The 12099-nt window shown below is 65.2% G+C and carries 11 protein-coding genes; 9 read left to right on the plus strand and 2 right to left on the minus strand.

From position 1 onward, the window contains the following. Positions 1 to 27: 27 nt before the first annotated feature. The 9 genes from PX52LOC_RS04230 (at position 28) to PX52LOC_RS04270 (ending at position 11139) form a co-directional block, all read left to right on the plus strand. Positions 28 to 1308, plus strand: coding sequence for an MFS transporter (locus PX52LOC_RS04230; protein WP_168218793.1), 1281 nt, complete (start codon positions 28 to 30; stop codon positions 1306 to 1308). 45 nt (positions 1309 to 1353) lie between these two features. Continuing rightward, positions 1354 to 1641 (plus strand): hypothetical protein, encoded by a 288-nt coding sequence (locus PX52LOC_RS04235; protein ID WP_149108920.1) that lies wholly within the window; start codon positions 1354 to 1356, stop codon positions 1639 to 1641. A gap of 51 nt (positions 1642 to 1692) precedes the next feature. Continuing rightward, positions 1693 to 2325 carry a 4Fe-4S single cluster domain-containing protein gene (locus PX52LOC_RS04240; protein WP_149108921.1) on the plus strand — a complete coding sequence of 211 codons (633 nt, stop codon included), beginning with the start codon at positions 1693 to 1695 and terminating at the stop codon, positions 2323 to 2325. Further along, entirely contained in the window at positions 2322 to 3407 is a 1086-nt protein-coding gene (locus tag PX52LOC_RS04245; RefSeq protein WP_149108922.1) for a hypothetical protein, read from the plus strand. Before PX52LOC_RS04240 ends, PX52LOC_RS04245 begins: the two co-directional genes overlap by 4 nt. A gap of 10 nt (positions 3408 to 3417) precedes the next feature. Continuing rightward, entirely contained in the window at positions 3418 to 3990 is a 573-nt protein-coding gene (locus PX52LOC_RS04250; RefSeq protein WP_149108923.1) for a hypothetical protein, read from the plus strand. Positions 3991 to 4089: 99 nt separating this feature from the next. Then, complete coding sequence (locus tag PX52LOC_RS04255; RefSeq protein ID WP_149108924.1) at positions 4090 to 6246, plus strand: AAA family ATPase; 2157 nt, start codon at positions 4090 to 4092, stop codon at positions 6244 to 6246. Positions 6247 to 6375: 129 nt separating this feature from the next. Next, entirely contained in the window at positions 6376 to 6636 is a 261-nt protein-coding gene (locus PX52LOC_RS04260; protein ID WP_149108925.1) for a hypothetical protein, read from the plus strand. A gap of 11 nt (positions 6637 to 6647) precedes the next feature. Further along, positions 6648 to 10094, plus strand: coding sequence for a hypothetical protein (locus PX52LOC_RS04265; RefSeq protein ID WP_149108926.1), 3447 nt, complete (start codon positions 6648 to 6650; stop codon positions 10092 to 10094). Positions 10095 to 10110: 16 nt separating this feature from the next. Then, a complete protein-coding gene (locus PX52LOC_RS04270; protein WP_149108927.1) occupies positions 10111 to 11139 on the plus strand; it encodes an AAA family ATPase in 1029 nt (342 codons plus the stop codon). Here the strand turns inward: PX52LOC_RS04270 and PX52LOC_RS04275 are convergent. Together PX52LOC_RS04275 and PX52LOC_RS04280 are read right to left on the minus strand one after the other, a co-directional pair. Next, positions 11136 to 11624: a hypothetical protein gene (locus PX52LOC_RS04275; protein ID WP_149108928.1), complete on the minus strand. Its 489-nt coding sequence runs from the start codon at positions 11622 to 11624 to the stop codon at positions 11136 to 11138. The two genes, PX52LOC_RS04270 and PX52LOC_RS04275, sit on opposite strands and share 4 nt — an antisense overlap. 162 nt (positions 11625 to 11786) lie before the next feature. Beyond that, positions 11787 to 12095 (minus strand): putative quinol monooxygenase, encoded by a 309-nt coding sequence (locus PX52LOC_RS04280; protein ID WP_149108929.1) that lies wholly within the window; start codon positions 12093 to 12095, stop codon positions 11787 to 11789. Between the last annotated feature and the right edge of the window lie 4 nt (positions 12096 to 12099).

The following is a 12099-nucleotide window of genomic DNA, read 5'->3' on the forward strand; positions in this document are numbered from 1 at the left end:
GGGTGGATGGATGCCCCCTCGACAGTCGTGAGTCCCGCTCGGCGTATCGGACGCGCCCTGGGGAGCCGCACGTTCCGGTCACTACGGCACCCAAACTACCGCCTCTATTTCTTCGGCCAACTCGTCTCGTTCCTGGGGTCGTGGGTTCAATCGACGGCGATGATGTGGCTGGCCTACGACCTCACGAACGACCCGGGTTGGCCGGCGTACCTCATGGTCGCGCAGGTCGGGCCGACACTCCTCGTCGGGCCAATCGGCGGGGCGGTGGCCGACCACTTCCCGAAGCGGCGGGTGATCCAGGCCACCCAGTTCGCGTTCATGCTGAACGCGATGATCCTGACCCTGCTGGTGTCGGGCGACTTCGTCACGCCAGTGCTGCTGGTGGCAATGCAGTTCATCAGTGGCCTGATTCAGGGAATTGATCTACCGGCCAGGTTGGCGGTCGTGACCGATCTGGTACCAGTGGACGACGTGGTGAACGCCGTCGGTCTGAATTCGCTCCTGTTCAACTCTGCGAGAGCCGTCGGGCCGGCGATCGCGGGTCTGTTCTTCGTGCTGGCGAAGGGCTGGGCCGACGTTTCGCCGGGCGTGGACCCGACGCGATGGGGAGCGGCGGCGTGCTTCGCGGCGAACTCCGTCAGCTTCCTGGCCGTATTGCTGGCGCTGTCGCGGATCGAGGTGCCGGCCGGCCCTGTGAAGACGGAACGCGGTTCGTTCTGGGACGGCTTCCGCTACCTCGCCCGGCACCGCGGGTTGGCCGGGTTGGTGCTGCTCACCGGGTGCTTCTGCGTCTTCGCGTGGCCGGTGCTGACGCTCTTCCCGGCCTACACCCGACAAGTGTTGGGGAAGGCCGAGGGGACGTACAGTTTGCTCCTGAGTGCCTTCGGCGGCGGGGCACTGGTCGGGGCACTGACGACGGCGACGTTCGGCTCGCACCACCGTCGCGGGTGGTTCCTCGTGATCGGTGGGGCGGCCGGTTGGGTCGGGCTGTTCGTCCTGCTGTCCGCGACGGTCCTGCCGCTGTCCATGTTGGCGTGCCTGTTCCTCGGCTTCGGCATGGTGCTGTACCTGAGTACGGGTCAATCGACGTTGCAAACGAGCGTGCCGAACGCGACCCGTGGCCGGGTGATGGCCCTGTGGGCGATGATGCTGAGTGCGAGTTCGCTGCCCGGCCACCTGATTGCCGGGGAACTCGCCCGCCGTTGGCCGGTGCCGGACGTGCTCCTGCTGATGTTCGGCGGCGTCGCCGTCACGATGATCGGGCTGGCCGTGCTGATTGCGTCGAAGCCGTTCCCGCATCAGCAGTGACCGACAAGCCCGTAGCGCCACCAACAACTCTTGCCGAGTTTCCGAATGTCGGACACATCCGGTGACGATATAGAGTACTTCGCGATGAGCTTCGCAGACTTCTGCAAGCGCAAGAAACTGCGAGCCACTTCTATCGAAGAGATCACTCAGAAAGGGCTTTGGTCGCTGCCCAGTGGGTATCCGTTAGACTTTCAGCAAATCTTGCGACCGACCGATGTCGTGTACTACTACGACGCGGAACAGTCCGAATGGGACAAGGGTTTTGGTAGCGAAGGGTATGTATTTGTTCGGGACGACAAAATCATTGGCAGCATCCTTCTCCGGATGAATTAGTTGTGAGCAATTCGAAACTTGGGTTGGTACAGGACCGCCTATAATCCATCCATGCACCCGCCGTTGCCCGAACTCACGATGCAGGTCGCGCAGGTCGTTCCGGCCACCGAGGCGGAAGGGCCGGGCAGACGGTTTGCCGTGTGGTTCCAAGGCTGCCCGCTGCGCTGCCCGGGTTGTTGCAACACGGAGTTCCTGCCGTTCAAGGGCGGCGAAACCCGCACGCTCGCGTCGATAGTCGCCGATCTGGAACGGGCCGACGTGGAAGGGATCACGCTCCTCGGCGGTGAGCCGTTCGCTCACTCGGAAGCGGCATCGGCACTTGCGGCCGCCGCCCGGCAACGGGGTTTGACGGTCATGGTCTTCACCGGCTACCTTCTGGAAGACCTCCAAAGGCGACCTGACCCGGCCGTGGTGAACCTTCTAGCCACGACCGACATCCTTGTGGACGGTCCCTACGTCCGCGAGCAGCCGGACACGGCCCGCCGGTGGATCGGTTCGACGAACCAGCGCATCCACTTCCTCACGGATCGCTACCGGGCCGACGACCCGTGCTGGCGGATGCGGAACACGCTGGAGATTCGCGTCGAGAAAACCGGAGTGACGGTCAATGGCTTCCCGGCCGCCGACGCGGTAGGATTGTGGAAGGGCTGGACCCGCACCAAACGGACGCAACCCGGCCCATGACCCTCTCCGAACCGCTGCCGTCGCCGCGATCCGTCTCGAAGTTCGAGGCCGACCTGCTCACGGTCCTGCGGTTCCTCCTCGGCCGCGTGGACGCCCGGCACGGTTTGCACTTGGTGACGACCAAGCACGATTCGCCCCCGCCGTGTTTGTCGCCGAACTGTGTGCATCTGGTGCAAGACTCGCTGGCGAAGGGCGTGGTGCTGTACCTCACCCGCGCCGGCGGCTGGCGGGATGAGAAGTTTCTGGAGCGCGGCCAACCGACCGGCGGTCGCGTCTGGAACCGAGTACCGCTCGACTCGCGAAAGCTGACGTTCAGTGCCCCGGTGTTGGGCTTCCTGACCTGGCTGACGGCTGAAAAGCCGGACGCGGCCCACGATAAGTGGCCGGCCGTGACCGACCCGACGCCGGCAGACGAACTGTTCTTCGCGCTGGCGTACCAGCAATTGCGGGTGGAACCGGCCGTGCGGAACGTGCTGAAGGTTCGCAACGCCTTCGCGAAGAACCCGTTCTGTTGGCTCGTGTGGCCGGCAGACTTCGTACTCGAGGGCGAGCCGCAACCGCCGGACTTCGCCCCGCTGTTCACCGGCACGCGGGCGGCGATGCTGGAGTGCCTGCAACCTGTGTTGACCCACCGCTGGATCGTGCGTGAACGGCAGAAGCACGAGATCACCGACTGGCGGGTGATGCAGCAGACCGGGGCCGCGGAAACGGCGATGCTGACGACCTTCTTGGCAGCCGCGGAGAAAGCGAACCGCCCGGACCTGGCTCGCTTCGTGCTGCGAACGCTGTCAGCGGTCTACCGCGGACAGACGCCGGACGTGAACTTTTGGACCGGCAGTTTAACGGTGAACCCGCCGCCGCGGTTGGCCGATCGCGTCGCGATCCGCCGCAACGCCCTCGCCTTCCCGCAGCAGGCCGAGACACTGGCCCGGTGGGACCGCGTGGCCCGCTCCGTCGGCTACTTCGACGAGGAATACGCGGCCAGCCAACTGTGGAAGGAAGAGTACGAGGCCGCGAACGGCACCGACGCGGCCGCGAAATCGAAGCGCGTACTCGACCAACTGGACCCGCTCAAGACGTGAGGAGACAGCCATGAGCCGAGCGTACCGCATCACCGTGAAGGAGTCCGTCACCCGCGAGATCAAGGGGAGCGACGAGATTTCGACGAAGCTCGAACTGCTCGACATCCTCCCGCCCGAGGCGATGGGCGGCCTCCTGCGAGCGGAACTCGAAGCCCGTGGTTTTGCCGAAAACGCGGACGGCACGATGAGCCGCAAGGAGGGCGGCGTGACGGTGATCGTCGATCCTTGCGACGGCGAAGTGACCGTGAAGTCCGAGACGGCCAAGAGCGTCACCGAACAGGGCAGCCGCGACGGCTCCGCGTGGGATGACGTTGGTCCAAGTCATCAGTCTGTGGAAGAGAGTACCCGCGATCAGTTGAAGCAGGAACTCGGCAAGAAGATCGACAAACAGCAGGAAAAGCTCCAACAGCAGGCGACCGAGAAGTTGGAGAAGGAACTGCACGACCTGCAACCGGAACTCGGCGAGATCGTGAACAAGATCACGCGCGAAGCCCTCAAGCAGAAGGCCGCGCAGATGGGCACGATCCAGGAAATCTCCGAAGACCCACAGACCGGATCGATGACTATTAAAGTGGAGGTGTGAAAGCAGGAGTCAGGAGTCAGGAGTCGGGAGTCAGAAATACCACCCTCGCGGTCGGTTCTGGTTCCTGACTCCTGACTCCTGACTCCTGACTCCTGACGAATGAGCTTATCCATCCCCGAAAAAGACCTGCCCGCCGCACTCACGCCTGATCAGGCGGTGGAGGCCGCGTACAGCGCCGAACTCGCCGAGGTCGCGGCCCAACTGGTCCGCGGGCTGCCGTGTCTCGTCGAGTGCGACAAGGAACTCGCGCCGTACTTGTTCGCGAACGTGCGGAACCGGCTGCGCGACCGCAACATCCGCTGCGTCTACCTCGACGGTCGGCCGCGCGAAGCCGATGCGGCCGCGGGTGGGCCGCCGATGGGCCTCATCGGGACGATGATCGGCCAGCTCCGCGAAGCCGTCCGAGGGGCCGTCGAACGCCGCGTCGTCGTGCTGCCGCACCTCGACTTGCTCACGACCAGCCAGGGCGGGCTGACGAGCGAAGCCCGCGAAGTCATCCCGCTCCTGTACGAGAACCCGGAACTCGTCTGGCTCGGCTTCAAAGACCCGTCGTTCCCACTGCCGAAGGTGATCGAGAACCTGTTCCCGCACCGCCTGAGTATCCTCGGCATTGGGCGCAATCGCCTGCGGCACCTCGTCACGCAGAAGGAGGCCCGTAAGTTCGGCCGCGGCTTCAACCCGTGGCAACTGTACAAGTACGTCTCCGGCGTCAACGCCGTCCGCATCCGCCGGTTGCTGAGCACGCTCGAAGGCGAGGACTACCCCGCCGACTCGAAGACCGCGTACCGCCACCTGCGGAACGCCACGCTGACCGGGGCGATGGAGATTCCGAACATCGACCTGCAAGCCGAGATCGGCGGCTACGACAAAGTGAAGAAGCGGCTGCGCGAGGAAGTCCTCGACGTGCTGCAAAAGCGTGACACGGCGAACAACCCCGAAGACGTGGCCCGGTTGGAAGAACTCATCCCCCGCGGCATGATCTTCTGGGGGCCGCCGGGCACCGGGAAGACGTTCTTCGCGAAGGCCATCGCCACCGCTATCGGGGCGGCCATCCAGATCGTTTCCGGCCCGGAACTGAAGTCGAAGTGGGTCGGCGAGAGCGAAGAGAACCTGCGCCAGATCTTTCATAAGGCCCGGCAGTCGGCCCCGTCGATCATCGTGTTCGACGAACTCGACTCGTTCGCCACGGCCCGCGGCACCTACACCGGCAGCGGCGTCGAACACAGCATGGTGAACCAACTGCTCACCGAGATGGACGGCTTCCACAAGGAAGAACTCGTCTTCGTCGTCGGCACCACGAACTTCGTCGAGTCCCTCGACCCAGCCCTGCTGCGGCCGGGACGGTTCGAGTTCCACCTGCACATCCCGTATCCGGAACCGGCCGACCGGCGGGCGATCATCGAGATTTACAACAAGAAGATGCGGCTCGGCATGACCGACGAGGCGATCGACTACGCTGTGAAGCGGACGAACGACTACGTCATCGGGGCGGCCGCCGGCACGCGGTACAGCGGCGACCACCTGCAAGCCCTCTGCCGGTCGATCGCCCGCCTGCGGCTGCGCGACGGCCTGGACAGCACCACCGACAGCGACCTCGTCGAACGCGCCCTCACCGAATGGGTCGAGCGGCCGAAGATGACAAAAGCGGAAGAGACGGTGCTGGCCACGCACGAAGCCGGGCACGCGGTCGTGGCGATGTTCTGCGACCACGCCCCGCCGATCGAGCGCATCACCATCGCCAGCGAGATGCACTGGGCCTTCGGCTACGTCCGCTACGCCGACCACGCCCACAAGTACATTCAGACGGTCAACACCTACCTCGACCTCATCTGCGTGGCCCTCGGCGCACGGGAAGCCGAGCGGGTGTTCCTGAAAGACCTGTCCCTCGGCGCGACCGGCGACCTGAACAGCGCCACGGCTATCGCCCGCGAACTGGTCGAGGCGCACGGTCTCGCCGGCGGCGACTTGGGGCAGGTGCAGTTCATGGACATGCAAACCGGCCGGCGGCGGGCCGACCTGTCGCCAGCCACGCTCGACGCGATTGATGCCCGAGTGGCCGAGATTCTGGAGCAGCAGCGCAAGCGGGCCGAGGGGATCGTCACGGAACAGAAGGCGCTCATCGCCACGCTCCGCGACTTGTTGCTGGAAAAGAAGACGATCGACAGCAAGAGCCTCGGCCAACTGCTGCCCAACGCGAAGAAGCTGAAAAAGCCGGCTGATAACACGACCGACGCGGAAGCGACGGGGAAAGCTTAAAAGAATGGCCCGCTGATGACGCGGACTTCGACGCTGATCGAAGATGATAAGACTGAAGACGGATTTATCAGGATTTCATCAGCGTCAACAGGTCTGCGTCATCAGTGGGCCATTCTTCGGAGAGCATTTATGGCCTTGATGCAGATCATTCTGAAGCGGAACCCGGCGACGGGGAAGCAGAACATCTGGGTGAAGCTCGACAGCGACCCGGACGCGCTGCCGATCGAGCACGAGCAGTTGCACCGCAAGCTCGTCGAAAAGCTCGTCGGGGCTGGCCTGGACCCGGACGACCTTGGCGAGATGATCGTCGAAAGAGAAGCGACACCCAACCCGCCGGAAGCGGAAACGACGACCGAACCCGAACGGCAGAAGACCGCACAAGGACGCTAACCCCACCCGCCATGATCCTTCTGTTCCCCAACCTCGACACCTTTCGCCTCGCCGTCACCAGTGGCACCGTGCCGCCGGAGATGGCGTTGTCGCCGGCCGTGGTCAGCCGCGACGACGGCGGCCGCATTTTCGTCGAGACGAACGCAAAGCTCTCGAAGAAGGGCAAGGACGCGCTCGACCGCCTGAAAGTCCTCGGCTCGAAGCGGCACGGCGGGGCCGTCGAGAAGGTCGCGTCGTGGCTGCAAGTGCTGCCACTGACGCCGGACGCGGGGCCGCCGCAGTTGTCCACGCAGGCCCCGGTGCTGTTCGAGTTGTCGTCGCCGGAGTTGCTGCCGGGGTTGGTCGCGGAAATGCTCCGGCTCGGCAACGACCGCCAGAGCTACCGCACCCTCACCGACGGCGACGATCAGCGCGTCCTGTTGCGCGTGATCGGGCCGCCGTACTACACGCTGCTGCGGGCCATCGACAAACTCTCCTTCGCTGGCGGTACCGTGCGCGCGTACACGGAGCAAGCCCCGCGGGTGTGGGTCGAACTCGGCTTCTCGCACCCGTTCGCGAAGCAGATCAAGTTCGACGACGGCCAGATCGTGCTCATCCGCCCGCCGCACGAGTGGGCGTACCTGCCGGATGCCGGCTACCAGGACGTGTACGACGTTCTCAACTTCACCCTGCCGAACGCGGCCAGCGAATGGGTCGAAGCGCCGACGCCCGCCCGGATCACGGTGCCGTTGAAGCTCGCTGCCGGTAACGCGACCGACATGGCCGAGATGTGGGTTCTCCGCGGCGGCGGCATTGCCCAACTCGACGCGCTGGTTCGCGACTCCGACGACCGCCTGACCGAGCAACTCCGCTTCGCCGTCGGGGCCTCGCCGGACGGTGAAGAAGTCGTGATCCTCGGCGTCGCGCCGTCGAAAAAGGAGCCGCCGGTGATGGCCCTCGACGGGGCCGTCGCGTTCAAGTCCTACTGGCGTATCCCGAACCTGTTCCTGCCCGTCGGCACGCGACTCCATCCCACGGTCCGCCGCGACGTGGTGACGAAGTTGCTCGCCGAGGACCGCGACCGCCGCGTCTGGCTGTTCCCCGGCGCGGACGGCAGCTTCGTACCCGAGGCAATTTCCGAGAACGCCTTCCGCCCGCTCGGCGACTGGGTCGAGTACGTCATCGGCGCGAGCGCCACCGACCTGCGCGAGTGGATCGCGGCCACCGAGTTCGACTTCGAGAGTTTCATCTGCACCGACGGCGGGCCGAAGCCGAAGCCCGACCGCGAGAAGCCGGAGCGAGAGAAGCGGGAGAAGGACGAGCGCGAAACGCCGGTCACGAAACCCATCGCCACGAAGACCGCCGGGAAGAAGTCGACGACCAATGCGGCGGCTGCGGTCGAGAGCCTGACGACCGCCCGGCCGCCGAGCGCGTGGAAGGTCCGGTGCGACGAGTTGGAGCGCGAGTTCCGCGACCGCGACGGCCCGCTCGACTCGCCGGAGCGGTTGGAACTGTGGCCGCAGTTGGCCGCCGCGAACGCCGCGATGGGCGATGATCGCAAGGGCGAGGCCGCCATCTGCTGGGTCAACGCCCTGTGGAACCAGCCCGCGGCCGGGCTGATCGACGGCTGGGCCGACTGCGAAACGCCGAACGCCCCGCGCACGGCGGCGGAACTCGACGCGCGGCTGGCGGTGCCGTCGCCGACGCCGAGTCAAGTTCGCGCGCTCGCGTCGCTGTTCTTGGCCGTCGCCCAGGGCACCCCGGACTGGCTCAAGCCGCGGCTGCCGGCAGTGCAGAAGTTCCTCGAAGCGCACGAAACGAAACTGCCCGTCCGCGGCGCGTGGCTGGCGGCCGTGCGGCTGGCACAACTGTCCGGCACCGACGTCCTCGGCCTGGCCCGCGTCCGCGACCGCGTCCTCGGCCGCCTGCTCGAACGCGGCTTAAGTGCCGAGCAAGACTTGCCGACGTTCCTCCGCTTCGCCGGGTTGAAGAACTCCGAACGGCTGCGCGTCGTCCGCGAGCGGATGGTCGACCTCCACCGGGCCGCGCGGAAGTGGGCGGAACAGAGTTTGCAGTCGCCCGCGAGCGTCCCGACGCAGGTCGATTCGGTTTGTACCCTGGCGTACCTGGACCTCATGTTCGCCTTCGGCCTGGCAAAACTCGGCGAGGGGGCGGCCGCCCGGGCGATCGTCGAGTCCGCCCAGAAGACGCTCGGCGGCATCAAGACCGCGGACACGAAGGGGATCGTGGCGAACTACCTGTTCAAGGTGTTCCGGTCCCGCATCGACGACGCCTTGGCCGACAAGCCGACCATCGGCCCCCTGTCGCGGGAGTTACTCGACGAGTTGGAAGCGATCAACGCGACCGGCGGCAAGGCGGCCAACGACCCGCACAAGCTCGCCTACTACGTCATCAGCCGGATGCGGCAGCAGTCGGAAATCGTCGACCCGCAGGAGAAGAACGACCCCTACGCGGACTGGCAAAAGCAGGACGAGTTGAAGAAGGAACTGGCCGAACTGCCGCGGTTGAAGGACGCCGCCACCCTCCGCAAACGGGTTCTGGAATTGTTCAAGGTCGGGGTTCGGGGCCAACAGTCGACGCCCGAGACGCGGTTCGCCGTCCTGCACCAGGCGCTGCCGTTGACGCCCCGCGTCGGACAGGACTTCGTCGTCGAAATGCTCCGGCACGTCCCCGCCCTCTTCCAGGCCATGCCGCCGAGTTCGCCCGGTCAGGCGACCGAGGAACAGGCCAAGAAGGAGGGAGCGATCCTGGAGCGGGCGCTGTTCCTGGCGGCCCACTACGACCAAAACGACCTGGTGCAATCGCTGGTGGACCAGTTCATCGCGCACGTCCGCAAGAAGCCCGACGAGCAGCGGTTCGTGCTCGTGAACATCGTGGCCGGGCGGTCGCTCAAGAGTCTCCGCAAGGTCGGCCTCCGCGACGAGGTGGACAAGCTCCTGCGGCGGATGCAGGACGAAATTCTGAAGGGCAAGACGCTCGGCCAGTTGAAGGCGCAGTACGCCGCGAAGGGGGACGTGTGGGCCGAGGTTCTGCAAACTCTGCTCAACCTCGCGGCCGGGTGGCAGACGTTCGGCCTCCACGACCAAGCCGAGCCGATCCTCGCAGCGGCCCGCGAGGAGATTTTGACCGGCCAGGTGAAGATGGGCGCGCAGAAGTTTGCGAGCCTCGGCCGTACGTACGTCGCCGCCGTCGGGCAGGGGCCGGCCGATTCGGGCATGCTGCGTCTGATCGAACTCTTCCAAAAGCTCGACCCGGCGCGGATCACGAACAGGTTCACGTCGGCCCCGTACTACTCGCGACTGCACCTGAACCTGATCGAGAGTACGGTGCTGGCCGTCGTCAGCGACGACTTCGCCCTCGGCCAGTCCGGCAAGCAGTGGCTCGACGAAGACGAACAGTTAGTGCGGAAGCGCATCCACCGTGACATGCGTGACCTCGTAAAACGAACGGGCGTGTGAGAGAACCTGGAACGATATGCCACCGAAATCCGATACCGCCGTCGAAGACCTGTCCCTCAACGACCTGCAAGCCGAGGCCGACGGCCTGCGCACGCGAATCAACCGCTTCCGGCAATCGCTCGGGCGGTTCTTCGTGCAGAAGCAGGAAATCCTCGACCTCATGGTCGTCGCCGCCGTCGCCCAAGAACCGCTGCTGATCGTCGGCCCGCCCGGCACCGCGAAGTCGGACATCGTGCTGAAGTTCAAGGACGCCCTCGGGTTGGATGAGGGCGACTACTTCGAGTACATGCTGACGCGGTTCACCGAGCCGAGCGAGATCATCGGGGCCATCGACATCGGCGAGTTGCGCGAGGGCCGGTACATCCGCCGCAAAGCCGGCAAGCTGCCGACGGCGAAGCTGGTGTTTCTCGACGAGATCTTCAAGTCGAACTCGGCCATCCTGAACATCCTGCTAACGATCATCAACGAGAAGAAGTTCTACCAGGACGGCGTGCCGGAACCGGTGCCGCTACGGGTGCTGTTCGCGGCGACGAACGAAATCCCGGAGCAGGGCGAGTTGGCCGCACTCAAGGACCGCTTCGTGCTGAAGGTGATGAGCCGGCCGGTGCAGGACGCCTTCTTCCCGGAACTGATCGACGCCGGGCTGCGCGGGGAAGCGTACAAGGGGCTGAACCAGAAGCCGTGGGCCGAGGGGCACTGTTCGCTCGACGACTTGATGAAAGCGAACCGCTACCTGACGTACCTGTTCGCCCGCCGCACGGCCGACGCGAAGGGCGAGGAAGTGACCGACCGGCAACTGTTCTTCCCGGACGACGTGTTCCGCGAGTTTCAGCGACTAGTGAAGACGCTCGTGCGGGAGGACCGCATCTTCATCAGCGACCGCAAGCTCGTGAAGCTGTACAAACTGCTCCGCGTGCGGGCGTGGCTGTTCAGCGGCGGCACCGTCAGCCGCGACGACCTACGATTGCTCGCGTACCTCGGCGAGACGCACCAAGAGATCGAGCAACTCCGCGAAAAGGTGCCGCAGTTGTTGGGCGACGTTTAAGTCGTTGAAGGCTTCGAACGGCGGCGTTGCGGCGTGACGACCCACCAACCGCCGCTGGAGGACGGAGCGAGGAAAATTGCCTCGTTCGGCGCAAACTTCTGAAGCCGGTGCATCGGACAGACTGCGGGATCAAGCGGGCAACGAAAGTCGGCCGGTAGCACTCCGGCGGCAGTCACCGCTTGGGCCGCCGGATGCGCTTGGCAAACGCCGCCGATGGTATGAAGAATCACGACGCTCTCCAGAACTCGTGATTCGTAGTGGCCGAAGAGGTAGACGTGCCAGTCTTCGATCCATTCGTGCATTCTTACCGAGTCGTCGTGCGGGATGAACCGACCGCCGATCACGGTCGGCACCTGTTCCGGCGTGTCTAACGTACCATCTGCATGGTGTTGCGGGTCAAAGAATTGTTGCTCGCGCCGTTGGTCCCAGAGCACCGACGCTTCGCGCCGGTCGGACTCGGTGAGCGAATCCCACCAGCGTTTCACGATCGAGCGAGCGTCCGCGGGAATCGTCGATTCGATCTCGGTCGGGAGTCGGCTCACGTCGATGACCTCGGGAGAAGAGGCTCTCCACAACGCCCGTGCATTGTGTCGCAATCCGACAACCAAGTCAATTCCTGCAGGCCGCTCTGCGTGTATCGTCGGCCGTCACGCCGGTTGTAGCACGTGCAGCGTCACCGACTTCACGAAGTCCTTCACCCGCGGCCGGAAGTCGGCCATGTGCTGTGCTTGCGAGTGAGCGCTCAGCGCGGCGAGGTCGGCCCACTTCTCGACGATCACCACGCCATTCTCCCGCACCGGCGGTTGGGCGGCCGCACCGCTGGCCACGTCCACCGTCGGGCCGTACTCGATGCAGCCGGCCTCGGCCAACACGAGCGGGACGAGCTTGTGGAACTCCGCGAGGAAGGCGGCACGGGTGCCGGGGTTCAGGTCGAAGGTCGCGATGACGTGGATCATGGTG

Origin of the sequence: Limnoglobus roseus, from assembly GCF_008254045.1 — a bacterium.
GTDB lineage: Bacteria > Planctomycetota > Planctomycetia > Gemmatales > Gemmataceae > Limnoglobus > Limnoglobus roseus.

What these genes read in the sequence shown, in the direction of transcription:
- PX52LOC_RS04280 (WP_149108929.1), bottom strand. Translation starts at nt 12,095, where the DNA reads ATGATCCACGTCATCGCGACCTTCGACCTGAACCCCGGCACCCGTGCC.
- PX52LOC_RS04240 (WP_149108921.1), top strand. Translation starts at nt 1,693, where the DNA reads ATGCACCCGCCGTTGCCCGAACTCACGATGCAGGTCGCGCAGGTCGTT.
- PX52LOC_RS04260 (WP_149108925.1), top strand. Translation starts at nt 6,376, where the DNA reads ATGGCCTTGATGCAGATCATTCTGAAGCGGAACCCGGCGACGGGGAAG.
- PX52LOC_RS04235 (WP_149108920.1), top strand. Translation starts at nt 1,354, where the DNA reads ATGTCGGACACATCCGGTGACGATATAGAGTACTTCGCGATGAGCTTC.
- PX52LOC_RS04255 (WP_149108924.1), top strand. Translation starts at nt 4,090, where the DNA reads ATGAGCTTATCCATCCCCGAAAAAGACCTGCCCGCCGCACTCACGCCT.
- PX52LOC_RS04265 (WP_149108926.1), top strand. Translation starts at nt 6,648, where the DNA reads ATGATCCTTCTGTTCCCCAACCTCGACACCTTTCGCCTCGCCGTCACC.
- PX52LOC_RS04245 (WP_149108922.1), top strand. Translation starts at nt 2,322, where the DNA reads ATGACCCTCTCCGAACCGCTGCCGTCGCCGCGATCCGTCTCGAAGTTC.
- PX52LOC_RS04270 (WP_149108927.1), top strand. Translation starts at nt 10,111, where the DNA reads ATGCCACCGAAATCCGATACCGCCGTCGAAGACCTGTCCCTCAACGAC.
- PX52LOC_RS04250 (WP_149108923.1), top strand. Translation starts at nt 3,418, where the DNA reads ATGAGCCGAGCGTACCGCATCACCGTGAAGGAGTCCGTCACCCGCGAG.